Genomic DNA, 23,793 nt, shown 5'->3' with positions numbered 1-23,793 from the left:
GGCGCGATGCTGAACTTCGTCGTTCGGCGGCTGCTTGGCATGCTGCCGGTGTTGCTCGCCGTGTCGCTGTTGACCTTCCTGATCGCCTCGCTGCTGCCGGGCGATCTCGCTCTCGTCATCCTCGGCGATCAGGCAACGCCGGAGACTGTCGCGGCGCTGCGCCGTGACATGGGGCTCGATCAGCCGCTGTGGTGGCGTTACCTGAGCTGGCTCGGTCACGTCCTGCAGGGCGATCTCGGCCGCTCGTTCCGCACCGGGCAGACGGTGTTGCAGGCGGTCGCCGAGCGCATTCCGGTCTCGCTCCAACTGATGCTGATGGCCGAGTTCATCGGACTGTTGATCGGCGTCCCGGTTGCGATCGCCTGTGCCGCGCGTGCCGGCGGCGCGTTCGACCGTTTCATGACCGGCAGCGCGTTCGCGATGCTGTCGATGCCGTCGTTCCTGGTGGCGATCCTGCTGATCTATCTGTTCGCGGTCGAGCTGCACTGGCTGCCGGCGACGGGCTATGTGCCGTTCACCGAGGCGCCGCTGGCGAATTTACGCTTCTTCGTGCTGCCGGCACTGACGCTGGCGCTGGCGGAATGGCCGGGAATCATGCGGGTGCTGCGCTCCGACATGATCGCGACCTTGCAGGAGGATTATATCGCGCTCGCCAAGGCCAAGGGTCTCAAGCCCGCGCGTATCCTGTTCGTGCATGCGCTCAAGCCCTCGTCGCTGACGCTGGTGACGGTCACAGGCATCAATATCGGCCGCCTGCTCGGCGGCACCCTGATCGTGGAATCGATCTTTGCGCTGCCCGGCATCGGCCGGCTGCTGGTCGGGGCGATCTACACCCGCGACCTCGTCATCCTCCAGGGCGTCGTGCTGCTGGTTGCCTGCGGCTTCGTCATCGTGAATTTCATCGTCGACATGCTCTACGCCGTGCTCGACCCCAGGATCCGCCATGGCCACGCTTGAGCTCTCGATGCAGGACGAGGCGGCGCCCGTGCCGGTCGGCCGCAAGCGCAGGCTCGGCCTGCTGTTCTGGATCGCGAGCGCCTGGCTCGCGATCATCCTTGCGCTCGCGATCCTTGCGCCGGTGCTGCCGCTGCAGAACCCCGTAGACATGGACATGCTGGAGCGCCGCGCGGCGTTCTCCACCGAGCACTGGCTCGGCACCGACGGGCTCGGCCGCGACGAGCTCGCCCGCCTGATTTTTGGCGCGCGCGTGTCGTTGACCGTCGGGCTGATCGCGCCGATGATCGGCCTTACGCTCGGCGGCGCGCTCGGCCTGCTCGCCGGTTATTTCCGCGGCCGGTTCGAGACGCTGGTGGTCGGCAGCATGGACGTGCTGCTCGCCTTTCCGCCGCTGATCTTCGCGCTCGCGGTGACGGCTTATCTCGGTCAGTCCGTCCCCAACCTCACCCTGATCCTCGGCGTGCTCGGCATTCCCGCCTTCATGCGTGTGGCGCGGGCCGCGACGCTGACGCTGGCGCGGCGGGAATTCGTGATCGCGGCCGAGGCGTTAGGTGCCAGCCATGCGCGCATCCTGCTGCGCGAGCTATTGCCGAACGTGATCCTGCCGCTGCTGGCCTTCTTCCTGCTCGGCGTTGCCGTCACCATCGTGGTCGAGGGGGCGCTGTCCTTCCTCGGTCTCGGCGTGCCGCCGCCGATGGCGAGCTGGGGCAGCATGATCGGCGAAGGGCGCGACAGCCTCGACGTCGCGCCGCGGCTGGCGTTCCTGCCGGCGACCGGATTGTTCCTCACCGTGCTGGCCTTCAATCTGGTCGGCGATACCTTGCGGGCGCTGACCGACCCGCGTCAGGGGGCGCTGTGAGCGCTCCGCTCTTGATCATCGAGGACGTTGCAGTCGAGCTACCGACGCCGCGCGGTAATCTGCGCGCCGTGGATCATGTCGACCTGTCGCTGGAGGCGGGCTGCACGCTCGGCATCGTCGGCGAGTCCGGCTGCGGCAAGACCATGCTCTCGCGCGCGGTGCTTCAGCTGCTACCGAAAAAGGCAAAGCTCACGGGCCGCGTGATGTTCGACGGCCAGGATCTGGTGCGGCTCGATGCGGAACCCTTGCGTCGCTTGCGCGGGCGCGATCTCGCAGTCGTGTTTCAGGACCCAATGACCTCGCTAAACCCGGTGCTGACCATCGGCACGCAGCTGATGGAGACGATCCAGGAGCATCTCGAGCTCGATGCCCCCGCAGCACGGAAGCGCAGCATCGAGCTGCTGGCGGCTGTCGGAATCCCGGCGCCTGAGCAGCGGCTCGCGCAATATCCGCATCAATGTTCCGGCGGCATGCGCCAGCGCATCGCGATTGCGATCGCGTTGTCCTGCGAACCGAAGCTGCTGATCGCGGACGAGCCGACCACCGCGCTCGACGTCACCATCCAGGCACAGATCCTCGATCTGCTCGCGCGCGAGCAGCGCCGCCGCCACATGGCGATGATCATCATCACCCACGATCTCGGCGTGGTCGCGGGCCGTGCCGACGAGGTCGCCGTGATGTATGCGGGCAGGGTGGTGGAGCGCGCCCCGACCCAGGCGCTGTTCAAGCGCATGCACATGCCCTACACCGAAGCGTTGCTGGCGGCGATCCCGAAGCTGGAGACCGCGCCCCATACCCCGCTGCCCGCGATCTCCGGCCGTCCGCCCGATCCGACACGACCGCTAAAGGGCTGCTCCTTCGCGCCTCGCTGCCGCTATGCCGCTAGCCGTTGTCATGAGGCCAAGCCCGACCTGAAGAGCGCCGAGATGCCCGATCATCTCTATGCCTGCTTCCACCCGATCCAGATGGCGGAGGGAGTTGGCGCATGATGCAGCTTGCCGCGCGCGCTGAGCCGCTGCTGAACGTCGACAATCTCGTCGTCGAATATGGTCTCGGCAACAAGACGGTGCATGCGGTGTCCGGTGTCAGCCTTGCGGTCGCGCGCGGCGAGACGTTGGGGCTGGTCGGAGAATCCGGCTGCGGCAAGTCGACGCTGGGGCGCGCGGTGCTGCAATTGCGACGTGCCAAATCCGGCCGGGTGTTGTTCGACGGCGAAGATCTCACCGCGATGGAGGGCGAGGCGTTGCGCAAGATGCGCCGCCGCGTGCAGTTGATCTTCCAGGATCCGATCGCCTCGCTCAATCCGCGCCGTCGCATCGGCGACATCGTGGCCGAGCCGCTCATCATTGCCGGCGTCAAGGATGCCGCCGAGCGCAAGCGCAGGGTTCACGAGGTGCTCAGCGCGGTCGGGCTCGATCCTGATCTCGTCGCGGGCCGCCTGCCGCATGAATTCTCCGGCGGGCAGTGCCAGCGCATCTGTATCGCGCGGTCGCTCGTCCTCAATCCGGAATTCATCGTCTGCGACGAGCCGGTCTCGGCGCTGGACGTCTCGATCCGCGCACAGATCCTCAATTTGCTGGAGGAGATGAAAGCACGCTTCGGCCTGACGCTGTTGTTCATCGCGCATGATCTCGCAGTGGTCAAAGCGGTCAGCGACCGCGTCGCGGTGATGTATCTCGGTCGGCTCTGCGAGGTCGGTCCGTCGGAGCAATTGTTCGCAAATCCAGCGCATCCCTACACCGGGCTCTTGTTGCAGGCGATCCCGGTGCCCGATCCGGATGTGCGTCCCGCCGAGAGTGTGGCGGCGGGTGAGCCACCATCGCCGATTGCGCCGCCGTCCGGCTGCCGCTTCCGCACCCGCTGCCCACGCGCCGATAAGCGATGCAGCGCGGAGATACCGGAGTTGCGCGAAATCGGGCCTCGCCAGTTCGCAGCTTGCCATCATCCGCTGACCTGAACTAAGACCGGTTTGTCTCGCCTCGCCGGCCATGGCATGGTGGCGCGACAACGAGAAGCATGCCGGGAGAACGCCGATGAAGAGTTTCAAGGTCGCCGATTTCAAGGCGCCGCTGCAGGAGTTCGACGAGGCGACGCCGCAGCCTTCGGGCACGCAGGTGCTGATCAAGGTGAAGGCCGCCGGCGTCTGCCACAGCGACCTCCACATCTGGGAGGGCGGCTACGATCTCGGCCATGGCCGCAAGCCGCTCTCGCTGAAGGACCGCGGCATCAATCTGCCGCTGACCATGGGTCACGAGACGGTCGGCGAAATCCTGGCCTTCGGCCCCGACGTGAAACCGACCGACCAGGGCGACCTCAAGCTCGGCGATGTCGGGCTGGTCTATCCCTGGATTGGCTGCGGCAAGTGCGCGACGTGCCTCGCCGGTGACGAGAACATGTGCCTGACGCCGCACTCGCTCGGCGTCTATTGCGACGGCGGCTATTCCGATCACATGCTGGTGCCGCATCCGCGCTATCTGCTCAATCTCAGGGGACTCGATCCCGCAACGACCGCGCCCTATGCCTGCTCGGGCGTCACCACCTACAGCGCGCTGAAAAAGGTTGAGCAGCATTTCGACACGCCGATCGTGATGTTCGGCGCCGGCGGGCTCGGCCTGATGGCGCTGTCGCTCTTGAAAGCCATGGGCGGCACGGGCGCGATCATGGTCGATATCGATGCCAGGAAGCGCGAGGCGGCGGAGAAGGCCGGCGCGCTCGCCACCGTCGACCCGAAGGCGCCGGATGCGCTGGAGCAACTCGCCAAGAAGGCGGGCGGGCCGATCCGTGCCGTGATCGACCTCGTCGGGAATGCCGCGACGACGCAGCTTGGATTCGACTGCCTGACCAAGGGCGGCAAACTCGTGATCGTCGGCCTGTTCGGCGGCGGCGCAACCTGGGCGCTGCCGCTGATTCCGATCAAGGCGGTGACGATCCAGGGCAGCTACGTCGGAAACCTGCGCGAGACGCGGGAATTGCTCGACCTCGTCCGCACCAAGAAGGTGCCGCCGATCCCGGTGACCACGGCGCCGCTCGCCAAGGCCAACGATGCGCTGGTGCAATTGCAGCAGGGCGCGGTGGTCGGGCGCACGGTGCTGACGCCGTAGCGAACACTCTCTCCTCCGTCATTGCGAGCGCAGCGGAGCAATCCGGAAATCCCTCCGCGGACACAGTCTGGATTGCTTCGTCGCAAGAGTTCCTCGCAATGACGACTTGGCTAGCTCCTTTCCTTGAGGCCTTAAATGTCCGCAAAAAACGCCTTCCACATTGCCGTGCTCGCCGGTGACGGCATCGGTCCCGAAGTCATGGCGCCGGCCGTCGAGGTGCTGCGCAAGATCGAGCAGAAATCGGATTTGCGCTTCCGTTTCACTGAAGCACCCGCCGGCGCCAACAATTATCTTGCCACCGGCAAGTCGATGCCTGACTCGACCATCAAGCTGTGCGAGGAGGCGGACGCAATCCTGCTCGGCGCCTGCGGCCTGCCGTCGGTGCGCTACCCCGACAATACCGAGATCGCGCCGCAGATCGAGCTGCGTTTCATCTTCGATCTCTATGCCGGCGTGCGACCGGCGCGCCTTATTCCGGGCGTGCCGAGCCCGATCGTCGGCGCTGATGCGCGCGGCATCGATCTCGTCGTGATCCGGGAATCGACCGAAGGCCTGTTCGCCTCGATGGGCAAGGGCGTCGTCACCCATGAGGACGCGCGCGAGACCATGGTGATCACACGCAGGACATCCGAGCGCCTGTTCGATTTCTCGTTTCGCCTCGCCGAGCGGCGCAAGGCGCGCGGCAAGCCCGGCGCGCTTGCCTGCGTCGACAAGGCGAACGTGTTCAAGGCGTTCGCGTTCTTTCGCGGCATTTTCGACGAGATCGCCAAGAAGCATCCCGACGTGAAGACCGATCGGCTCTATGTCGATGCCTGCTCGGCCATGCTGGTGAAGCGTCCCTGGGATTTCGACGTGATGGTGATGGAGAACATGTTCGGCGACATCGTCTCCGACATCACTGCGAGCCTGATCGGCGGCCTCGGAATGGCGCCGTCGGCGGACATCGGCGACCAATATGCCGTGTTCCAGCCTTGCCACGGCACCGCGCCCGACATCATGGGGCAGGGCAAGGCCAATCCCACTGGCATGATCCTGTCGGCGGCGATGATGCTGGACTGGCTCGCCGACAAGCACGGCGTCGAGAGCGCGGCGGAGGCCGGCGAGACGATCGAGCGTGCGGTGGATCAGGTCTATGCCGGCGGCATCAAGCCGATGGAATTCGGCGGCAGCAACGGGACTGCCGACATCACCAAAGCGGTGCTGGCGGCGCTCTGAGAAGCAGCCGAGCCGCGGCGCCGGTTCATCTCAAAAGAAAAGGGGCCTCGCGGCCCCTTTGTCGTTCACCAGCGGCGCCAATGGTGGTGGCGATGGCCCCAGCCCCACGGGCGCGGGCCGTAGAAGCGTCGCGGGCCGCCGTAATAGCCGTAGGCGCCGTAATAGTTCGGACGCCAGAAGCAGCGGCCCCAGGGGTTGCACACCCAGCGCACCTGATCCACGTCAGCGGCCGGACCGCTTGCAATCTTGTCCGCCTGCGGGATGCCATTCGGCATGGCTGCGAGCGCCTCGCCCGAGGCGAGCGCTACACCGCCGATGGCAGCCAGAGCAAGAACAGCAGATTTCAGTGTCATCGCGATCTCCCTCGTTGTGGCGGGAGAACTTTCGTCAGATCAACTAGTTGCTACCGCGCGGAGCTGCACGAGGAATTTAATCTTCCTGAACGTCGGTTCAGCTTCAACGCCCCTGGAACTGTGGCTTGCGCTTTTCCATGAAGGCTTGCCGGCCCTCGCGAAAGTCTGCGCTGTCCATACAGGCATTGCCGATCGCCTTGATCGCATCCATGTCGCGTTGACTCTCATCCTTCAGCACCTGCGCGATGGTGATCTTGGCGGCCTTGATCGCGAGCGGGGCGTTCTGCGAGATCGTCTCGGCAATCGTCATGGTCTCGCCCCAGAGCTCGTCGACCGGGAACACGCGCTCGATAAGGCCAATGCGCAGCGCTTCGGCGGAATCGATGCGCATGCCCGTGTACATCAGAAGCCGCGCCCAGGACGGGCCGACCAGCGAAACCAGGTGCCGCAGGCCGTCAAAGCCATAGGCGATGCCGAGCTTGGCCGCGGGAATGCCGAACTGGCTGTCGTGCGCGGCGATGCGGATATCGGCGAGCATCGCGACCTGCATGCCGCCGCCGAGGCAAAAGCCGTCGATGCAGGCAATCGTCGGCTTGGGATAGTCTGCGAGCAGTGCGCGCTGGGCGGCGCTGCGCCTGGCATATTCCTCGGACGCTGCCGCGTTGTGGCGGGTCTTCTCGAATTGGCTGATGTCGGCGCCGGAGACGAAGGCCTTACCGCCGGCTCCGCGCAGGACCACGACGCGCACCGTCTCGTCGTCGCGCAGGCTCGTCAAGGCCTCGCCAAATCCCTCCCACATCTCCAGCGACATCGCGTTGCGCTTGTCGGGATTGTTGAAGGTGATCACGCCGACGCCGTCGGTGGTGTGCTGGAGAATCTTGCCGTCCGCGTAGGGTGTACCGGTCGTGCTGAATATGTCGGACATCGCTTGCTCGCTCGTCATGTGCGAGGGGCAATGTGCTGCGCTGGCGCTTCCGGGGTCAACCGCGGCAGGGTGGGCGAGTCTGCATCCGCCTGTTCCGGGATTGCATGGCGCGTCGTCCCGAGTGTCGCGCGCGCAAAGAAAAGGGGCGGTCGTGCCGCCCCGCAAAGGCCGCGCGCAAGCGCGCGAGCCGGAATATGATCGTTCAATCCGGCCGCGTCCCCGCGACGCGGCGGATTGAAGATCGGCCGCAAAGGCCAGACCGTCGACCGGTCTCAGCTCTCGTTCGCCGCGATCGATTCCATCAGCGAGACCAACTGACGCTGCACGGTCTGGTCCTTGATCTTGCTGTAGGCGCGCAGCAGGCGGAGGCTGAAGGCCGAATCGAGGAACAGCAGGCTCTCGACTTCGCGCGCCTTGTTGTCACCGTCGTAGAAGAAGGTCACGGGCACGTCGAGGGCGGAAGCGATCTGCTGCAGACGAGCCGCGCCGACGCGATTGACGCCCTTCTCGTATTTCTGGACCTGCTGGAAGCTGACGCCAAGCTTCTCGCCGAGCTCGGCCTGCGAGATCTTCATCTCGACGCGCCGCAGACGAATCCGCTTGCCAAGCTCGATGTCCGGCTTGCCAGCACTGCGCTGCTTCATTCTTTTCGCCGCTGCTTTCATCTTCGTTTTCACCTTTGTTCTTCGGTTGAAAATCCCCCGAAGAGCTGGGTCAGGGGTTCGCCCATATACGAGTCCTTGAATTCATGCGGATGCACGAACTCTTCCTTAAACCACGGGAAGCGAGCCGGACTGAAAGCTTCGATCAGCCAATCAATCATGTGCCGCACGCGCGGAATTCGGCCGCTACCGGGATGGTAGGACAACCAGATATCCAGCGGTCGGTTCAACTCGACCTCCAGTGGAATCAACCTCCCGCCAAGCGCAATGGCGTAGCTCGGGAAGACGCCGATGCCGGCGCCATTCGCGACCGCCCAGTAGTTGGCGCTTGAGACGTTGGTCTTCATGACCAGAAGGTCACGTTCCGATACGCCCGGGAAGAAGCTCTCGAAGGATTCCTTGGCGGCAAGCTGGTCGGCGAATTGCAGCACCAGGCGATGCTTGATCAATTCCGCCGCCGAGCGCGGCGCGCCATGCTTCTCGATGTATTTCTCGGAGGCCCAGAACATCAGATGCATGCGACCGAGCCGCACCAGCTTGATGTCGAGCGCCGAGGGACGCGACAGATGGATGGCGACGTCGGCTTCGTGGCGCGAGACGTCGGCCGAGCGCATCGCGCAATGCAGGTCGACCAGGATCTTCGGATAGGCCTGCTGGAATTCAACCAGGCGCGGGGCGAGCCAGAACGTGCCGAGCCCCTCAGTAACGGCGACTCGCACCTCGCCGGACAGGGCGTTGGCCATCGAATCGCTGGCGCGCAGTACGTCGAAGGTGGCGGCCTCCATGCGCTCGACGGCGGAGACCACCAGCGCGCCCTCATCGGTGAGATGGGTGCCATGGACGTCGCGGGTGAAGAGTGTGGTGCCGGTCTGGCGTTCGAAATCGTCGATTCGCCGGCGCACGGCGTTGATCGACAGCGACAGGCGCTCGGCCGCCGATCGGAAACTCCCGCATCGGACGACTTCAAGGAATATGCGGGCGGCATCCCAATCAGAGAGGCCGCTGAGATTTGTCTTTGGGCGTTCCGCCAGAGGAACGCCCCTTTCCGCCAAGGAGTGCATACAAGTCCCTTCGGTTAGCTAAACTGGCAGAATCTGGCGCAAACCACAACCACTGCGGGTTGGGGGATGATGAGTTTTGAACGTCATCCTTACTACCTCGTGGGTGGTATCTGAATGCTGCCAAGGGTTGGGAATCGGGCAGGCCATTGCCCGGATGAGGGGTGTGGCGTGAGTGCCGTTGCGAGCCGTGAAATGGCTGCGGGATTGCAGGCGCTGTCGGCAATGAGTGTGCTTGCGCGAAAGCCGGCGCCATCTCTCTCAATGGATCAATCACAGGGCGCGGGGCGTTTGCTCTCGGACCGTTTCGACCATGGCCAACGGAGCAGCGCGGCGATGTTAGCCGGAACCGCAGTTCCGCGGCAGAAACCCACTGAAATCAGGTTCAGAGGCGCTGTGGCCTCGTGCTATCCTCCGTATTCCATGGGGGCCGAAGGGGTCGTCACCAACACGTCTCGCAGGCCGAATTAACGGAAAGAACGCCGGTGTCGCATTCAGACGAACAGTTGCAGTCGGTGCTGGAAACGCTCGAGGGGTGCCGCAGGGTTCTCAACGCGTGCGACAGCCGTGAGTCGGCCGAGCTGCTGTCCATTGTCATCCTCGACGTCAGGATGAAACTCAAAGGAATTGACAGTGCCGATCTCAAGGCACTGTGCGACGAAATGCTGCGGAGCGCTGCGAGCGAGCCGCCGTCCCCTTCCAAGCAGACGCAGGACCAGCCCCGGCGTCCGCTGCTCCGCGTGGTGAAGTAGCCGCGCCGCCGAATCTCGCTTTTTGGCGAGGTTTGTGCGCGTCCCGATGCCGCACCTGTGATCGCAGGCGGCATCGGGAGGAGCCCTGGTTTGATGCGCCTCTGTTGCGCATTCTCCGGCATCGGTTACACCAGAGCCGGTTCGGCTCCGGGCCGCGCGCATTCCCGGCGCGCCGCACCGGGGCCTGAGATGGCTCAGACGGCATCATGCAAAATGTTTCGATCCCGGCGGCGCTGATTGCAGGCCTCGTCAGCTTCCTTTCGCCTTGCGTCCTGCCCCTGGTCCCGCCCTATCTGATCTATCTTACGGGCGCCACGATCGAGCATGTCGAGAGCGACGAGCCGGGCTCGGCCTCCAAGCGCGCGATCATGATGTCGGCGCTCCTGTTCGTGCTCGGCTTCTCCACGGTGTTCGTCGCGCTCGGCGCCAGCGCCTCGCTGGTCGGTGGGCTGATCCGCGCCTGGTCGGCGGAGTTGTCGATCCTCGCCGGCATCGTCATCATCATCATGGGCCTGCACTTTCTCGGATTGACGCGCATCGGCCTGTTGATGCGCGAGGGACGGCTGCCGATCCCCAAACCGGTCGGCCTCTGGGGCGCCTACATCATGGGGCTCGCCTTCGCCTTCGGCTGGACGCCCTGTATCGGCCCGATCCTCGCCGCGATCCTTTCGATCGCGGCCGCTGAGGCTACGGTGACGAAGGGCGCGGGGCTGCTCGCGGTCTATTCGGCCGGTCTCGGCATTCCCTTCCTGATCGCCGCGCTGATGATCGAGCAGTTCTCGGCACTGTTCGCGCGGATGAAGGGACATCTCGTCAATGTCGAGCGCGCCATGGGCGTCCTGATGGTGATCACCGGCATCGGCTTTCTCACCGGCGCGGTCTCGAATGTGAGCATCTGGCTGCTGGAGACGTTCCCGGCGCTGCAGACCATCGGGTAGGGCTTGATCCGGAAAATGCCGGCGCGCTGATCGCGCCGGCGTCCCCGTGTGCAGTTGCTCAGGGTTTGAACACGTAGCCCGGCGAGATCGCCGCCGTCTCCGGGATCGGCGGCAGGTCGGTGAACAGTTCGGGACGATCCTTCATGACCTTGAGAATGTGCTTCGGCTCGATATGCGCATTGACGTCAAAGGTCGATTTGAGGATGCCGAGGCGGGAGAGCCGATCCTCGGCGCTCCACAGCGCACGGTAATTGTTCGCCGACAGCCGACGGTCCGCCTGCTGGATGTTAAACTGCATCGCAGCCTCGGCGACGTCCTGCTTGAGGCCGGGAATCCAGCGTGTGGCGACTTGCGCCGCCTGCTTCGGATTCTTGCGCATCCATTGATCGGCCTCGGAGACGGCAGCGAGGAATTTCTCGATGGTCTCGCCGTTGGCCTGCACCCAGGGACGAAGCGCGACGTTGAAGCCGATATAGGAAATCACGTCGCCGCCTCTGATGATCTCGACCGCGCCGGGCACATCCTTGCCTGCAACGATCGGCCAGGGATCCCAGCCCGAGAACGCGTCGATACCCTTGGCGAGCAGGGCGACGGTCATGTCCGGCGGCGGCGTGTTGACCAGCGTCACGTCATCGGGCTTCAGCCCGGCCTTCTCCAGCGTCGCCAGGATGTAGAGATGATTGATCGTGCCGAAGGAGGCCGCGATCTTCTTGCCCTTGAGCGTCGACAGGTCACCCTTGACGATGCCTGAACCTTCACGCGCGATGATCGCCATGGTGGCATCGGAGCCGGCCTTGGTGGCGTTGCCGCTGTAATTGCCGAGTGCGACAAGATCCATGCCGCGCAGCACGGCGCCGATCATGGGCACGCCGACCTGCACGATCTCGCTCTCGCCGGCTTGCAGTGCGTTCAGCGCGTCGACGCCGGTCGCGTAGGGGCGTGCGATCGTGACATCGAGCCCGTACTTCTCGAAGAAGCCGCGCTCGAGTGCGATCGGCAGGCCGATCTGGTCGATGCCGGTGACCATGCCGGCCTTCAGTTTCGTCGGGGTCTGGGCGCTCGCCGGCACCATGCCGGCCAAGAGCGCGATTCCGAGCAGCAAGAGTCGTTTCATATTCTCAGCCTCCCTCTTTTATCGGCCCCACCGCCGTCACCCAATAGGGGCGGGCGACGGCGTTGAGGTCCGTTCGTTTGACGCCGCGTAGCTCGATCGAATGCTCATCCGTTCCCGAGACGCGTCCATATTGCTGGAATGCGAGCACGTGGAAGCGCTCCGGCGTGAACGGCAGCTCGATCTGCACGTTCACTTTTTCCGATGTGCCCGTGAGCTCCGGCGAGATCTTTCCCGGCGCGGCAACCGTCAACCAGAGTTGAAACAGCGCCCATGCGGCAATGGCGCCGAGCACGATGCGGCCCTTGGGCGAGCGCAGGACGTCGGAGGCGATGCTCATGCCGCGCGCACCATCTGGAGCACCCGCGCCGAGAGCTGCTTGAAGTGGTCGTCCTTGACGAGGTCGTCCCAGACGCGAGGCCGCGGCAGGTCCACCGCGATCTCGTCGAGCACGCGTCCCTTCGACAGCACGACCACGCGGTTGGCGAGAAACACCGCTTCGGGCACGTCATGGGTGATGAAGATCACCGTCGGCTTGCGCTCCTGCCAGATCCGGGTCAGCTCCTCCTGGAGCGTCATGCGCGTCTGCGCGTCGACGCTGGCGAACGGCTCGTCCATCAGCAGGACGTCGGGATTGTTGGCGAGTGCGCGCACCACGCCGACGCGCTGCTGCATGCCGCCGGAGAGCTCGTTTGGATAGCGGTGCGCCGCGTGCGACAGCCCCGCGAGCGCGAGATATTCGCGCGCGATGCGGTCGCGCTCGGCCTTCGGCACGCCGCGCATCTTCGGGCCGAAGCCGACATTGTCGAGCACCGTCTTCCAGGGAAACAGCGCGAACGATTGGAACACGACGCCACGCTCGGGGCCGGGCCCGTGCACCGGCTTTCCGTCGAGCAGGATGTCCCCCTTCGAATAGGGGATGAAGCCGGCGATCATGTTGAGGATTGTCGTCTTGCCGCAGCCGGACGGGCCGACCACGGAGATGAACTCGCCGGGCTCGACGTCCAGCGAGACGTCGTGAACGGCGGTGACATGCGCGCCTGCGTAAGGATCGAAATAGGTCTTGCCGAGATTGCGCAGCGAAAGCGTCTTCATGATGTCACCAATCCCCAACGCTGGCCGGTCACGCGCTCGAGCGGCGCGAGGACCCAGGCGTCCACGATGTACCAGAGCAATCCGAGAATGATCATGCCGAGCAGAATCTCCACGGTAGAGCCGGCGCGGCGGGCATCGAACATCATGAAGCCGATGCCCGATGTGCCGACGATCATCTCGACCGCGATCAGCGCGCGCCAGCCATAACCGAGGCCGTTGCGCAGGCCCGTGATGATGTTGGGCAGCGCTCCCGGCAGCGTCACCTCCCAGAGCACCCGCGCGCGCGAGGCACCGAGGCTGAGGGCGGCGCGCGCGAGGTCGCGCGGCACGGATTCAACCCCGAGCACGGTGTTGAGCACGACCGGGAACAGCACGGTGTAGACGATGACGAAAGTCATCGTCGTCAGTCCGAAGCCGAACCAGATCAAGAGGATCGGCAGCCAGGCAATGTCGCCGATGGCCTGGAAGAACAGCAGCACCGGCCAGCAGATCCGGTGTGCCCAGCGGCTCGTGCCGATCAGGATGCCCAAGGGAATGCCGAGCGCCATGCCGACGGCGGCGCCGGTTGCGAGCCGGATCAGGCTGTCCTGAAGATAGTCGGGCAGGATCCCCTTGTAGGTGAGCGTGAAGAACGCGCGCAGCACATCGGCGGGGCCGGGGAAGAACGCTCGCGGAAACACCCCGGCCTCGCTGACGGCGGTCCACAGCGCGAGCACCGGGATGAAGGGAATGATGGCCGCGATCCCCGGCCAGCGCCGGGTCAGGCGGGTATAGCCGCCCCAGATTTGCAGCAGCAGGTTCATGCGCGCCTCACCAAGCCCCAGCGTTCGATGGTCGCGCGTTCCAGCGGGACCAGCAGCAGACGGTCGATCAATAGCCAGAGCACGCCGATCACGATCATGCCGAACACGATCACTTCGGTGCGGTAGAAATCGCGTGCGACGAACAGCATGTAGCCGAGCCCGACATTGGTCGCGATCATCTCGGCGGCGATCAGCCCGCGCCAGGCAAAGCCCAGGCCGGTGCGAATGCCAGTGACGATGTTGGGCAGCGCGCCCGGCAGCAATACTTCGGTCAGCAGCGCCCAGCGGCCGGCGCCGAGCGAGGCGGCAGCATTGCGCAGCGTGTGCGGAATGGTCCTGACGCCGAGCAGGGTGTTGTAGGCGACGACGAAGAACACGGCGTTGAAGATCACGAAGACGATCGCGCCGAAGCCGTAGCCGAACCATAAAGTCGCGATCGGGATCCAGGCGATGCCGGCGAGCACCGAGAAGAAGCGGAACAGCGGCGTGAGAAAGGCCGCCACCGTCGGGCTCACGCCCATGGCGATACCGAGCGGCACGGCGGTGGCGATGCCGATCAGCGTGCCGAGGCCGACGCGCAAAAGGCTGGCGCCGACATGGGCGAACAGCGTGCCGTCGCGGATCGACTCCATGGCGGCCGCGCCGACCGCACCGACCGATGGAAACACGCGCGGATTGACGTTGAACAGCGGGACGACGATCGCCCAGATCGCCACCAGCGCAAGCAGCGGCGCGACGAACATCGCAGCGCCCGCCAGCGAATTGACGCTGCGGATCAATCGCGACGATCGACCTTTCAGACTGCCCGTCACCTGCATTTGACCTCCCTGACGCTCAGCTATGCCTGTGCCGGCATTTCACGCTGATCATTCCTGACATCGTCACCGTGTCTCGCGCGATCGCGGCCGCCCGTCGGTTGCCACGACCGCGATCCCGGGCGGAGCGTGGATGTGGGGCGAGCCCTTCCTGTCACGGTCCACGACGTTTCCTCCTGCTCTTGACGCTCGACGTCCTGGCCGCGCGCACGGCTGACCCGTTGCGAGTTGCCGCGGCGATGACCGTCTTCCGGTTCGAGAGCTTCAATCGGGTATAGCCGAGCAGGCGTTCCATCGCGGCGCGCGCCTTCTCGGGGTTGGCGCTCTCGATAGCCCGCGCTGCCCCCACGTGGTTCGGCAAATTATCCTTGAACCAGCCCCCGGGGCTTCCGACGGCGACGGTGAAGACGGTGCTCAGGATGGTGTCGATCGCGCTGCGAAAGCCCTGCAACACCGGGTTATGGGTCGCATCCAGGATGGCAAGATGAAAGGCCTTGTCGGCTGCGAGGGCGCTGGCCTGGTCCTTTGCGGTCTGCATCGCGGCCAAGGCCGTATCGATCCGCCAGCGATCGTTCCTCGTCGCGCGTTCGGCCGCAAGCGCTGCGGCTGCAGGCTCGATGATCGAGCGCACCTCCTGGATTGCCAGCAGGAGGTCGCGATCCGGTTCGTCCTGGCCGACGAGCCAGCTCAGCACGTCGCGATCGAGCAGGCTCCATTCGTGGCGCGGCAGCACTTGCGTGCCGTGTCGCGGTCGCACGCTGACGAGGCCCTTCGCGGCGAGCGTCTTGATCGCCTCGCGCACCACGCCGCGCCCGACGCCGAAACGGGCTTCGAGTTCCGGCTCCGGCGGCAGGGTCGTGCCGACGGGGATGAGATCCTGGGCGATCTCGCGGCCGAGCGTCGTCAGCACGGCGCGGATGCGGCCGGGCTTGATCGGTTTGTCGGCTGGGCTCGGCCGCGCTCTTGCCACCGGTTTGTTTCTCCCCGCCGGCCTGTCGCGGCCGGTTCATTTGTATTGGCCGCCCGCCGGCAGCTTCACAATCATCCGATGTTTAACATCGGATGATTGCGTGGGGCGAGCGCAATTGTCGCAGGAAGGCTGTATTGCGCTGCGATATGGCGCCAGGCCTGGAGCGGCTACCGCGCCTCGTCCAGCGTACAGACCACCGTGCAGACCACGCCGCGCGGCAGGAAGTCGACGGTGGCCTCGCCGCCGAGCTGGTCGCGTGCGCTGCGCTCGATCAGGCGCGAGCCGAAGCCGCGCTGTACCGGCGCGGTCACCGGCGGTCCGCCGATCTCGGTCCAGATCAGGCGCAGCCGCGATTTCGGAGCATCGGCGATGATCTCCCAGTCCAGCGTCACCCGGCCGGTCTCGTTGGACAGCGCGCCATATTTCGCGGCGTTGGTGGCGATCTCGTGCACGATCATCGACAGCACCACGGCGAGCCGCGGCGACAGCGGCACCGCGGGTCCGGCCATGCGGATGCGGTCAGGACTGTTCATCAGGAACGGCTGAAGCGCACGGGCGATCACCTCCCGCAGCTCGGAGCCCGCCCATTTCTCCTGGCTCAGCAGATTATGCGCTTCGGCCAGTGCGCCGAGCCGTCCCTCGAATTTCGTCCGCTCGTCCCGGCTGGCGCTGCGGAAGGTCTGCACCGCGATCGCCTGCATCAAGGCCAGCGTGTTCTTGACGCGATGGTTGAGCTCGTCGATCAGGAGATTGTGCAGCATCTCGCCGCGCGCGATCGTGGTTGCCATCCTGACCGCGAAGGTCAGGCCGGTCAGCAGCAGGATGCCGCCGATCAGGCTGGTGATCGCGATGTTGCGCCAGAGCGGCGCGATCAGGGAGCTTTCGTCGACGCCGGCGGCGATCGTCCAGCCCGTCAGCCGCGATCGTGTGTAGGCCGCGGCCAGAGCGATGCCGTCGAGCGACACCGTCGGGAGCGATGCCTCGCTGCGGCGGAACATCTCGGCATAGAGCGAGGGCGAGGCGCGTTTGCCGAAGGTCTCGCTGGGGTTCGGCGCGCGTGCAAACACGATGCCCTTGGTGTCGAGCAGAGTCACCGTCCAGAGCCGGTCGGGCCGCTGCTTCTCCACCAGTTCCTGAAAGATGCTGATCGGTGGGCTGAAGCAGAGGTCGTAGATCACCTCGCCGTCGCGGAACACCGGAACCTCGACGGTGAGCACCTGCCGCCCGTTGATCGCGCCGGTGAACAGGTCGGAATATTGCGGCGACCTGGTCGCAAAGACCTTTTCGATGATCTCGAGATGGCCGCGTGGCGGCAGGCTTGCGGTGTCTTCCGTTGCGGAGGAAAACAGCAGCCGGCCCTTGCGATCGGAGATCAGCACCAGCCCGCCCTTGCCATATTGGTCGAGGAAGCCGAGCGCGATGCGGCGGAAGTTCTGGAAGTCGTCGTTACGAAGCGAATTCGTCAGTGCAAGCACTTGCAAGCCGCCGGTCATCCGCTGCACCTCGGAGTCGAGCACGAGGCGCATGCTGCGCACGTTCTCCAGCACTCGGCGGGTCGCGTCGCTTCGATCCTGCTTGTAATTGTAGAACACAATGCCAACCGCAAAGACGATCAGCGGCAACATCGTTCCCGTCACCAGAAGAGCGAGCCGGACCGGCAGGGTGAGCTTTGACAAACGCGGGCGTCCCGGTTCCGGCGCAGCGGCGCCGGATTATGATTTTGGGCAGACCATACGTGCGAGACTTGCGTGGCGCCATGTTTTTCGCAGATGGCGAGCGGTTCGGAAACGAGATGTTGCAGCGCAGTCCGGGATGTCCGCGCCTGCAGCGTTGATGCTAACTGCATTGTCCCTGCCCGCGTTCGCAGCCGACGAGTTCTACGTCGTGCAGGACGTCAAGACGAAGAAGTGCACCGTCGTCGACAAGAAGCCGACGGACATGACGATGACCGTCGTCAGCCCGTCGGGTACGATCTACAAACCGCGGACCGAAGCTGAAAGCGGCATGAAGACCGTGAAGGTCTGCACGTCTAACTGAGGAGCAAACTGAGGAGGATGACAAATGCCGGTAATGATCTTGTGGGCCGTGCCGGCCGTGCTGGTGATCGGCGGCGGCATCTATCTGATCGGGCATATGCACTAGGCCAGCAGTAACGGGCGAGCGGGTCCGTGCGTGCAGCGCACAGGTCCGCTCGTGGTCCGCCTCCTACGAGAGTGCGACTGCGCCCATACGGACTGGCCGCGCCGGCAGGAGCGCGAGTTGCAGTGCAGCAGGTGTGCCGGGCGTAACCCTGCGACGAAGAGTACCTCCAGCGCACGCGAAATGACTTCCGTCCGGCCGACGTTTTTCATACGCTTCCATTTCGCAAGCCGCATACCGGCTGCGCTCACGGCCCGGCTACAGGGCCGGAGCATCAAAGGGAGGGGAGACGATGAAGCGAAGGTCATTTCTCGCTGGTATCGGTGCGACCACTGCGGCGGCCACGATTGGGATGCCGTCGATCCTCAGGGCGCAAGCGCCGATCTCGCTGAACGGCGCGGTCCAGTTCAACGACGACCACGCCTTCAACCGGGCACTGCTCCGGTTCGAGGAGCTGGTGAAGAAGTACTACGGCAAGCCCGTCAACTTCACCCTGCACAGGAACTCCTCGCTCGGCCTCGAGAAGCAGTATTTCGAGTACATGTCGCAGGGCAAGGCGGTCGATTACGGCATCGTCTCGCCGGCTCACATGTCGACCTTCGCCAAGGCTGCCCCCTTCATCGACGCGCCCTTCGTGTTCAAGGGCATCGAGCACATGAACAAGGTCGTCGAAGCCAATATCCTGGCGCCGATCGCCGACGAGGTCGCGGCGAAGGCCGAGGTCGTCCTGATCGGCTATTCCGGCGGCGGCATCCGCAACATCTTCGCCAACAAGCCACTCAAGAATCTCGCCGATCTCAAGGGACTCAAGGTTCGCGTGCAGGGCGCGCCGATCTGGTCGAAGACCTTTGCGGCGGTCGGCATGAGCCCGACGGTGATCGCCTATAATGAGATCTACAACGCGATCCAGAACGGTGTGATATCGGCCGGCGAAAACGAGGCGGCCGGCGTCGAGGCGATGAAGTTCTACGAAGTCGCTCCGCATCTCAACCTGACCCAGCACGCCGTGTCGATCCGGCCGATCTGCTTCTCGGTGAAGACGCTGAAGACCCTGCCGAAGGAGCTGCAGGACGCGATCATGAAGGCCGGCAAGGAGGCCGGCGACTACGGCCGTCAGCTCGAGTCGAGCGAAGAGGTCGTCAAGCTCGACACGCTCGAGAAGGCCGGCAAGCTCAAGCGCGTTCCCTTCGAGGAGCGGGACGCCATGAAGAAGCTTGCCGACCCCGTGATGGCCACCTACGCCAAGGAAATCGGTGCGGAGGGCATTTTCGAGAAGATCAACGTCGTCTGAGGTCTTTGCGTCCGCCGACAGCACGTCCGGGCAAGCCCCGCTTCTTGCCCGGAGCTGGCGGATGAGCTGCTGCACGGAGCCCCAATGTCTGAAATGCCCGTCCCGTCCACACCGTCGCTGTGGCGCCGCGTATCGGCGGCCTATGCGAAGCTGCTGGAATTCCTGCTGGCCACCTGCGTCGGCGTCCTGGTTGTTCCGGTCACGCTGCAAATCATCTCACGCTACACGCCCTTCATTCCGTCCTACATCTGGACGGAGGAGATGGCGCGCTTCCTGTTCGTCTGGACGATCATGATCGGCGCCATGGTCGGCGTGCGCGAAGCGCAGCATTTCGAGGTCGATGTGTGGCCTGACCTGTCGCGGCGGTCGGAGGCCGCGGTGCGAATCCTCGCGCGGCTCGGCATACTGGCGCTGGCGCTGGTGTTCGTATCGGCCGGCCTCGAGTTCACCCGCTTTGCCTGGAACAGGACTTCAGAGCTGGCCGATCTGCCGCTTTGGCTGATTCACGTCGCCTGGCCTGTGACCGGCGTGACGTGGATCGTCTTTGCGGGTGAACAGATCATCGATGAAATGCGAATTCTGGTTGGGGCAGGGCGATGAGCGGCAATGTACTCTCCGCCGGACAGGCCGCGATGGTGCTGTTCGGGGTTTTCATCGGCCTGCTCATCGTGCGCGTGCCGGTCGCCTTCGCGCTCGGCCTTGCCTGCGTGCCGATTCTGCTGATCGAGCCTCATCTCTCGATGATGATGCTCGCGCAGGAAACCTTCAACGCCTACAATTCATTCATCCTGCTCGCGGTGCCGTTCTTCCTGCTGACGGCCAACCTGATGAGCATCGGCGGCATCACCGATCGCCTGGTGGCGCTGTCGCGCTCGATGGTCGGGCACTGGCCCGGATCGCTGGCGCAGATCAATGTCGTGCTGTCGGTATTCTTTGCCGGCATCTCGGGCTCCTCCACCGCTGATGCAGCGAGCCAGTCAAAGATATTCATCGATGCACAGACCAAGGAGGGCTACGATCTCTCGTTCTCGATTGCAATAACTGCGGTGTCGGCGGTCCTGGCGGTCATCATCCCGCCGTCGATCCTCATGATCGTGTGGGGCGGGCTGATCTCGACCTCGATTGCGGCGATGTATCTGGCCGGCATCGTGCCGGGTTTGCTGATCGCGGGCGCGCAGATGGCGACGGTGCACGTCTATGCAGTGCGCCGCGGCTACCCGACCTATCCGAAGGCAAGCTGGGTCGAGATGCGATGCGCCATCTGGAAGTCAATTCCGGCGCTGATGACGCCCTTCATCATCGTTGGGGGCATTCTGCTCGGCTGGTTCACCGCAACCGAGTCCGCCTGCGTCGCGGTGCTATATTCCGTCGCGCTGTCGGCGTTCTTCTATCGAGAGACAGGCATACGGGAATTGTACAAGGCCCTGCTCGACACCGGGCGCCTTGCCGGCGTGGCTCTGTTCTGCGTCGGCACCGCAAGTGCGTTCGGCTGGCTGCTCGCCTACTACAAGATCCCTCAGGAGCTGCTGGCCAACGTCTCGACATGGGGCATGGGCACTGTCTCAGCCGGCTTCTTCATCGCCTTCTGCTTTCTGGTGTTGGGCTGCTTCCTCGACGCCATCCCGGCGATAGTCATCGTCGGCACCGTGCTGGAACCACTGGCCAGGTCCGTCGATCTCCATCCGGTCCAGTTCGCGATCATTTCCATCGTGTCGCTGGCGTTCGGACTGGTGACGCCGCCCTACGGCCTGTGTCTGATGATCGCCTGTTCGATCGCCGGCGTGCGGCTGCGCTATGCTCTGAAGGACACGGTGATCATGCTGATCCCGATGCTGCTCGTGCTCGCGGCCGTCATCGTCTGGCCAAGCGTGTCGCTGTTCCTGCCGCGCCTGATCGTGCCGGAGATGCTCAAATGAGCGTCTGATGGCGCGATCCCGCGGCGGTGGGCTGCGGGATCGGCTGGATTGGTTACAGATTGCTCTCGGTGATCGCGGCGTAGACCATGCTGCGCAGCTCGCGCCGGATCGGGTAGGCGCTCGACGGCAGCACCTGCGTCATGAAGATCGCGATCAGCTCTTCGGCCGGATCGATCCAGAACGAGGTCGTGGCCGCGCCGCCCCAATTGTATTCGCCGGGGCTGCCGGCGATCAGCGTCTCTGCGGGGCGCATGGTCACCGCGAAGCCGAGACCGAAGCCGATGCCGGTATAGGCGGCCTCGGAGAACAGCGAGCGCGACACTTCGGGCAGGGCGCGGCCGCCCGGAATGTGGTTGCTGGTCATCAGGGCCAGCGTTTTCGGTCCGATCAGCCTGATACCGCCGAGCTCGCCGCCGTTGAGCAGTGCGCGGCAGAAGGTGAGATAGTCTGCGACCGTCGAGCAGAGGCCGCCGCCGCCGGAGATGAAGGAGGGCGGGGTGAGGAACGAGCTCGTTGTCGGATCGTCCTGAAGTGTCAGGCCTTCGCGGCGCTGGCCGGCATGGAAGGTCATGCCGCCACCGGGATCTGCGGAATAGCAGGCCGCGAACCGATGCGCCTTGGAGGCCGGCACGTGGAAGTCGGTGTCGGTCATGCCGAGCGGGTCGAGGATGCGTTGCTTCAGGAATTGCTCGAAGGGGATTCCCGAGATCTTGCCGACGAGATAGCCGAGCACGTCGGTTGCGACCGAGTAGTTCCAGGCCTCGCCCGGCGAGAATTCCAGCGGGATCTTGGCCAGAGCCTCGATCATGGTCTGGAGCGTGCCCGACTTCTCGACCTCGCCGATCTTTTCGGTGCGGTAGGCGGCATCGACATTGGAGCGTTGCTGGAAGCCGTAGGTGAGGCCGGACGTGTGGCGCAGGAGGTCGACGATCAGCATCGGCCGGGACGGCGGCCGGGTCAGAAAGGCCGGCGAGTTGCCGGCGATGAACACGCCGAGATCCTTCCATTCCGGAATGTACTTGGCGACGGGCTCGTCGATCGCGACCAGGCCTTCCTCGACCAGCATCATGAAGGCGACGCTGGTGAGCGGCTTGGTCATGGAATAGATGCGGTAGATGGTGTCGTCCTTGACCGACAGCTTGCGCTCGACGTCGGCAAAGCCTTGAACCGAGCTGTGCGCGACCTTGCCGCGGCGGTAGACGAGAAGATGCGTGCCGGGGAAGCGGCCGGCATCGATGTACCGTTTCCTCAGATGCGCATCGATGCGGTCGAGCGCGGCCTTGGACATGCCGACGGATTCGGGCGAGGCGGGGGTGGGAGCGAGCATCAGTTCCTCCGGGCAGTTTTGTCGGTCCGTTGATAGCCAAATGACGGCCCCATTCCAAGCCGCTCGCGCTTAACGCGAGCGGGCCGACTGGTGTAGGCTGGCCCCTGGAACGCCTCCAAGCCCCCCGGGGCCAATGAGAAAACGCAGGGCAAACTATCATGACCCAGTTCAACGAGACTGATCTCACCCAGGCCGTCGTGAAAAGCTTCGACAGCACGCCCAATCCGCGCGCCAAATTCCTGCTCCAGGAACTGGTGAAGTCGCTGCACGATTACGTGAGCAAGACGGGTCTCACCTTCGAGGAATGGGACTACGCCATCGATTTCCTGACCCGCACCGGTCAGAAATGCACCGACACCCGCCAGGAGTTCATCCTGCTGTCCGACGTGCTCGGTGTCTCCATGCTGGTCGACGCGGTCAACCATCGCGACCGCGACGGCGCCACCCAGACCACCGTGCTCGGCCCGTTCTATGTCGGCGAGCACAAGGTGACCGCGCATGGCACCGACATCTCGCCGAACAATCAAACCGGCGAGCGGATGTTCGTGCAGAGCCGCGTCACCGACCTCCAGGGCAAGCCGCTGGCCAATGTCCCCGTCGACGTCTGGCATGCCGATGATGACGGCTTCTACGATTCCCAGAAGCCGAACTATGACGAGGTCGGCGCTTCGGCGCGGGCGCGCTTCATCACCGATAACGACGGCCGCTTCTTCTTCCGTACCATTTTGCCATGCAGCTATCCGATCCCGACCGACGGCCCGGTCGGCGAGATGATCGTGCAGACCAAGCGTCATCCGATGCGCCCGGCGCATGTGCACTTCCTGGTCAACGCGAGGGGATACGAGCCCCTGATCACGCACGTCTTCATGGACGGCGACAAATATCTGGATTCCGACGTGGTGTTCGGGGTCAAGGATGATCTCGTCGCCAAGGTCGAGCCGCGCAACGATCCCGCGATGCCGGACGGCTCCAAGGCGAACGGTCAGTGGCATCTGATGACCTACGAATTCCACCTCAAGCCCGGCGGCGGCATGGCGCCGACGCCGCTCGGGGTGAAGGCTGTGGAGCGGGCCTGATGGCCCGCCGGAATGCCGGGGCAGTGCGGACGCGTACGAGTTGGGCCATCCACGCAAGTCGTCAACCTACCAGCGATTAAACCTACACTTGGTCGACTGATCCCGATTCACCAACCCAAGTCTACCTAGGTATGGTCACTTCATACCTGCGCGCGATGGCGCCGACCAAGTGCTTGGTGTTACCGATGCATCCAGAGTGGAAAGCAACGGAACCGGCCCTGTGAGCCGGCAGTTGCGGGACAAGGCCGGCGGCGTAGCGCCCGCCGGCCCTTCTCCCGAACTAGCGGGCGCTTTGCCGCTCAATTGATGCTTATTGCCATGGTTGGTGCAGAGAGTACGCCATGAGAAACATCGCCGATCTCTTGATGCGGTTCTGGCAGGGCCCGCGTCCAATACTCAGATTGCGGCTATGGCTGAAAGCCAAGATCGA

Annotated in this window: 25 protein-coding genes; 13 read left to right on the top strand and 12 right to left on the bottom strand. The window is 64.5% G+C overall.

The genetic code is table 11. From position 1 onward, the window contains the following. The first annotated feature begins 6 nt into the window (after positions 1-6). The 6 genes from CIT37_RS29105 to CIT37_RS29080 all read left to right on the top strand — a co-directional run bounded on the left by CIT37_RS29105 (position 7) and on the right by CIT37_RS29080 (position 6,132). Positions 7-957 (top strand): ABC transporter permease, encoded by a 951-nt coding sequence (locus tag CIT37_RS29105; RefSeq protein ID WP_095426390.1) that lies wholly within the window; start codon positions 7-9, stop codon positions 955-957. Beyond that, entirely contained in the window at positions 944-1,816 is an 873-nt protein-coding gene (locus CIT37_RS29100) for an ABC transporter permease (RefSeq protein WP_038946996.1), read from the top strand. The genes CIT37_RS29105 and CIT37_RS29100 overlap by 14 nt, the downstream gene beginning before the upstream one ends. Continuing rightward, entirely contained in the window at positions 1,813-2,805 is a 993-nt protein-coding gene (locus CIT37_RS29095; RefSeq protein WP_028143070.1) for an ABC transporter ATP-binding protein, read from the top strand. The genes CIT37_RS29100 and CIT37_RS29095 overlap by 4 nt, the downstream gene beginning before the upstream one ends. Then, positions 2,802-3,773: an ABC transporter ATP-binding protein gene (locus CIT37_RS29090; RefSeq protein WP_028143069.1), complete on the top strand. Its 972-nt coding sequence runs from the start codon at positions 2,802-2,804 to the stop codon at positions 3,771-3,773. The genes CIT37_RS29095 and CIT37_RS29090 overlap by 4 nt, the downstream gene beginning before the upstream one ends. A gap of 76 nt (positions 3,774-3,849) precedes the next feature. Continuing rightward, a complete protein-coding gene (locus CIT37_RS29085; protein ID WP_095426436.1) occupies positions 3,850-4,917 on the top strand; it encodes an alcohol dehydrogenase in 1,068 nt (355 codons plus the stop codon). Positions 4,918-5,052: 135 nt separating this feature from the next. Next, positions 5,053-6,132, top strand: coding sequence for an isocitrate/isopropylmalate dehydrogenase family protein (locus CIT37_RS29080; RefSeq protein WP_095426389.1), 1,080 nt, complete (start codon positions 5,053-5,055; stop codon positions 6,130-6,132). Between the two features lie 65 nt (positions 6,133-6,197). Here CIT37_RS29080 and CIT37_RS29075 read toward each other — a convergent pair whose 3' ends face one another. From CIT37_RS29075 to CIT37_RS29060, 4 genes are all read right to left on the bottom strand, one after another. Next, on the bottom strand, positions 6,198-6,485 hold the full coding sequence (locus CIT37_RS29075) for a hypothetical protein (protein ID WP_028143066.1): 288 nt from the start codon (positions 6,483-6,485) through the stop codon (positions 6,198-6,200). A gap of 103 nt (positions 6,486-6,588) precedes the next feature. After that, the gene (locus tag CIT37_RS29070; protein WP_028143065.1) at positions 6,589-7,410 is read right to left on the bottom strand and encodes an enoyl-CoA hydratase; all 822 of its coding nucleotides are present in this window, start codon (positions 7,408-7,410) and stop codon (positions 6,589-6,591) included. A gap of 272 nt (positions 7,411-7,682) precedes the next feature. Then, complete coding sequence (locus CIT37_RS29065) at positions 7,683-8,054, bottom strand: helix-turn-helix domain-containing protein (RefSeq protein WP_020608151.1); 372 nt, start codon at positions 8,052-8,054, stop codon at positions 7,683-7,685. A gap of 29 nt (positions 8,055-8,083) precedes the next feature. Continuing rightward, the gene (locus tag CIT37_RS29060; protein ID WP_095426388.1) at positions 8,084-9,133 is read right to left on the bottom strand and encodes a LysR family transcriptional regulator; all 1,050 of its coding nucleotides are present in this window, start codon (positions 9,131-9,133) and stop codon (positions 8,084-8,086) included. 482 nt (positions 9,134-9,615) lie between these two features. Between CIT37_RS29060 and CIT37_RS29055 the strand changes: the two genes are divergently transcribed. Both CIT37_RS29055 and CIT37_RS29050 read left to right on the top strand, forming a co-directional pair. After that, a complete protein-coding gene (locus tag CIT37_RS29055; protein WP_028143063.1) occupies positions 9,616-9,882 on the top strand; it encodes a hypothetical protein in 267 nt (88 codons plus the stop codon). 206 nt (positions 9,883-10,088) lie between these two features. Next, complete coding sequence (locus CIT37_RS29050) at positions 10,089-10,820, top strand: cytochrome c biogenesis CcdA family protein (protein ID WP_038947000.1); 732 nt, start codon at positions 10,089-10,091, stop codon at positions 10,818-10,820. Between the two features lie 58 nt (positions 10,821-10,878). Here CIT37_RS29050 and CIT37_RS29045 read toward each other — a convergent pair whose 3' ends face one another. The 7 genes from CIT37_RS29045 to CIT37_RS29015 form a co-directional block, all read right to left on the bottom strand. Next, positions 10,879-11,934: an ABC transporter substrate-binding protein gene (locus CIT37_RS29045; protein ID WP_028143061.1), complete on the bottom strand. Its 1,056-nt coding sequence runs from the start codon at positions 11,932-11,934 to the stop codon at positions 10,879-10,881. 4 nt (positions 11,935-11,938) lie between these two features. Then, positions 11,939-12,271, bottom strand: coding sequence for a hypothetical protein (locus tag CIT37_RS29040; RefSeq protein WP_028143060.1), 333 nt, complete (start codon positions 12,269-12,271; stop codon positions 11,939-11,941). Next, entirely contained in the window at positions 12,268-13,026 is a 759-nt protein-coding gene (locus CIT37_RS29035) for an ABC transporter ATP-binding protein (protein ID WP_028143059.1), read from the bottom strand. The genes CIT37_RS29040 and CIT37_RS29035 overlap by 4 nt, the downstream gene beginning before the upstream one ends. Further along, the gene (locus tag CIT37_RS29030; RefSeq protein WP_095426387.1) at positions 13,023-13,829 is read right to left on the bottom strand and encodes an ABC transporter permease; all 807 of its coding nucleotides are present in this window, start codon (positions 13,827-13,829) and stop codon (positions 13,023-13,025) included. The genes CIT37_RS29035 and CIT37_RS29030 overlap by 4 nt, the downstream gene beginning before the upstream one ends. Continuing rightward, positions 13,826-14,647: an ABC transporter permease gene (locus CIT37_RS29025; protein WP_038947001.1), complete on the bottom strand. Its 822-nt coding sequence runs from the start codon at positions 14,645-14,647 to the stop codon at positions 13,826-13,828. The genes CIT37_RS29030 and CIT37_RS29025 overlap by 4 nt, the downstream gene beginning before the upstream one ends. Positions 14,648-14,798: 151 nt before the next feature. Continuing rightward, positions 14,799-15,614 carry a FadR/GntR family transcriptional regulator gene (locus tag CIT37_RS29020; protein WP_095426386.1) on the bottom strand — a complete coding sequence of 272 codons (816 nt, stop codon included), beginning with the start codon at positions 15,612-15,614 and terminating at the stop codon, positions 14,799-14,801. Between the two features lie 167 nt (positions 15,615-15,781). Then, positions 15,782-17,239 carry a sensor histidine kinase gene (locus tag CIT37_RS29015; protein WP_095426435.1) on the bottom strand — a complete coding sequence of 486 codons (1,458 nt, stop codon included), beginning with the start codon at positions 17,237-17,239 and terminating at the stop codon, positions 15,782-15,784. Between the two features lie 187 nt (positions 17,240-17,426). Here CIT37_RS29015 and CIT37_RS29010 point away from each other — a divergent pair, with 187 nt between their 5' ends. The 4 genes from CIT37_RS29010 to CIT37_RS28995 all read left to right on the top strand — a co-directional run bounded on the left by CIT37_RS29010 (position 17,427) and on the right by CIT37_RS28995 (position 20,960). After that, positions 17,427-17,651, top strand: a complete 225-nt coding sequence (locus CIT37_RS29010; RefSeq protein WP_038947004.1) for a hypothetical protein — start codon at positions 17,427-17,429, stop codon at positions 17,649-17,651. Positions 17,652-18,045: 394 nt separating this feature from the next. Further along, positions 18,046-19,044: a TRAP transporter substrate-binding protein gene (locus CIT37_RS29005; protein ID WP_018322778.1), complete on the top strand. Its 999-nt coding sequence runs from the start codon at positions 18,046-18,048 to the stop codon at positions 19,042-19,044. Between the two features lie 84 nt (positions 19,045-19,128). Further along, a complete protein-coding gene (locus CIT37_RS29000; protein WP_028143054.1) occupies positions 19,129-19,644 on the top strand; it encodes a TRAP transporter small permease in 516 nt (171 codons plus the stop codon). Beyond that, entirely contained in the window at positions 19,641-20,960 is a 1,320-nt protein-coding gene (locus tag CIT37_RS28995) for a TRAP transporter large permease (protein WP_095426385.1), read from the top strand. Before CIT37_RS29000 ends, CIT37_RS28995 begins: the two co-directional genes overlap by 4 nt. A 52-nt stretch (positions 20,961-21,012) precedes the next feature. Here the strand turns inward: CIT37_RS28995 and CIT37_RS28990 are convergent, their stop codons facing one another. After that, a complete protein-coding gene (locus CIT37_RS28990) occupies positions 21,013-22,287 on the bottom strand; it encodes a serine hydrolase domain-containing protein (RefSeq protein WP_038947007.1) in 1,275 nt (424 codons plus the stop codon). Between the two features lie 158 nt (positions 22,288-22,445). Between CIT37_RS28990 and CIT37_RS28985 the strand changes: the two genes are divergently transcribed. Beyond that, positions 22,446-23,363, top strand: a complete 918-nt coding sequence (locus CIT37_RS28985; RefSeq protein WP_028143051.1) for a dioxygenase family protein — start codon at positions 22,446-22,448, stop codon at positions 23,361-23,363. Positions 23,364-23,793 lie beyond the last annotated feature (430 nt).

This window comes from Bradyrhizobium ottawaense (assembly GCF_002278135.3).
GTDB classification, from domain to species: Bacteria; Pseudomonadota; Alphaproteobacteria; order Rhizobiales; family Xanthobacteraceae; genus Bradyrhizobium; species Bradyrhizobium ottawaense.
This window is presented reverse-complemented; position numbering and strand designations above follow the sequence as displayed.

What these genes read in the sequence shown, in the direction of transcription:
- CIT37_RS29090 (WP_028143069.1), top strand. Translation starts at nt 2,802, where the DNA reads ATGATGCAGCTTGCCGCGCGCGCTGAGCCGCTGCTGAACGTCGACAAT.
- CIT37_RS28990 (WP_038947007.1), bottom strand. Translation starts at nt 22,287, where the DNA reads ATGCTCGCTCCCACCCCCGCCTCGCCCGAATCCGTCGGCATGTCCAAG.
- CIT37_RS29075 (WP_028143066.1), bottom strand. Translation starts at nt 6,485, where the DNA reads ATGACACTGAAATCTGCTGTTCTTGCTCTGGCTGCCATCGGCGGTGTA.
- CIT37_RS29015 (WP_095426435.1), bottom strand. Translation starts at nt 17,239, where the DNA reads ATGTTGCCGCTGATCGTCTTTGCGGTTGGCATTGTGTTCTACAATTAC.
- CIT37_RS29050 (WP_038947000.1), top strand. Translation starts at nt 10,089, where the DNA reads ATGCAAAATGTTTCGATCCCGGCGGCGCTGATTGCAGGCCTCGTCAGC.
- CIT37_RS29080 (WP_095426389.1), top strand. Translation starts at nt 5,053, where the DNA reads ATGTCCGCAAAAAACGCCTTCCACATTGCCGTGCTCGCCGGTGACGGC.
- CIT37_RS29010 (WP_038947004.1), top strand. Translation starts at nt 17,427, where the DNA reads ATGTCCGCGCCTGCAGCGTTGATGCTAACTGCATTGTCCCTGCCCGCG.
- CIT37_RS28995 (WP_095426385.1), top strand. Translation starts at nt 19,641, where the DNA reads ATGAGCGGCAATGTACTCTCCGCCGGACAGGCCGCGATGGTGCTGTTC.
- CIT37_RS29060 (WP_095426388.1), bottom strand. Translation starts at nt 9,133, where the DNA reads ATGCACTCCTTGGCGGAAAGGGGCGTTCCTCTGGCGGAACGCCCAAAG.
- CIT37_RS29030 (WP_095426387.1), bottom strand. Translation starts at nt 13,829, where the DNA reads ATGAACCTGCTGCTGCAAATCTGGGGCGGCTATACCCGCCTGACCCGG.
- CIT37_RS29070 (WP_028143065.1), bottom strand. Translation starts at nt 7,410, where the DNA reads ATGTCCGACATATTCAGCACGACCGGTACACCCTACGCGGACGGCAAG.
- CIT37_RS28985 (WP_028143051.1), top strand. Translation starts at nt 22,446, where the DNA reads ATGACCCAGTTCAACGAGACTGATCTCACCCAGGCCGTCGTGAAAAGC.
- CIT37_RS29035 (WP_028143059.1), bottom strand. Translation starts at nt 13,026, where the DNA reads ATGAAGACGCTTTCGCTGCGCAATCTCGGCAAGACCTATTTCGATCCT.
- CIT37_RS29025 (WP_038947001.1), bottom strand. Translation starts at nt 14,647, where the DNA reads ATGCAGGTGACGGGCAGTCTGAAAGGTCGATCGTCGCGATTGATCCGC.
- CIT37_RS29040 (WP_028143060.1), bottom strand. Translation starts at nt 12,271, where the DNA reads ATGAGCATCGCCTCCGACGTCCTGCGCTCGCCCAAGGGCCGCATCGTG.
- CIT37_RS29065 (WP_020608151.1), bottom strand. Translation starts at nt 8,054, where the DNA reads ATGAAGCAGCGCAGTGCTGGCAAGCCGGACATCGAGCTTGGCAAGCGG.
- CIT37_RS29105 (WP_095426390.1), top strand. Translation starts at nt 7, where the DNA reads ATGCTGAACTTCGTCGTTCGGCGGCTGCTTGGCATGCTGCCGGTGTTG.
- CIT37_RS29085 (WP_095426436.1), top strand. Translation starts at nt 3,850, where the DNA reads ATGAAGAGTTTCAAGGTCGCCGATTTCAAGGCGCCGCTGCAGGAGTTC.
- CIT37_RS29000 (WP_028143054.1), top strand. Translation starts at nt 19,129, where the DNA reads ATGTCTGAAATGCCCGTCCCGTCCACACCGTCGCTGTGGCGCCGCGTA.
- CIT37_RS29045 (WP_028143061.1), bottom strand. Translation starts at nt 11,934, where the DNA reads ATGAAACGACTCTTGCTGCTCGGAATCGCGCTCTTGGCCGGCATGGTG.
- CIT37_RS29005 (WP_018322778.1), top strand. Translation starts at nt 18,046, where the DNA reads ATGAAGCGAAGGTCATTTCTCGCTGGTATCGGTGCGACCACTGCGGCG.
- CIT37_RS29100 (WP_038946996.1), top strand. Translation starts at nt 944, where the DNA reads ATGGCCACGCTTGAGCTCTCGATGCAGGACGAGGCGGCGCCCGTGCCG.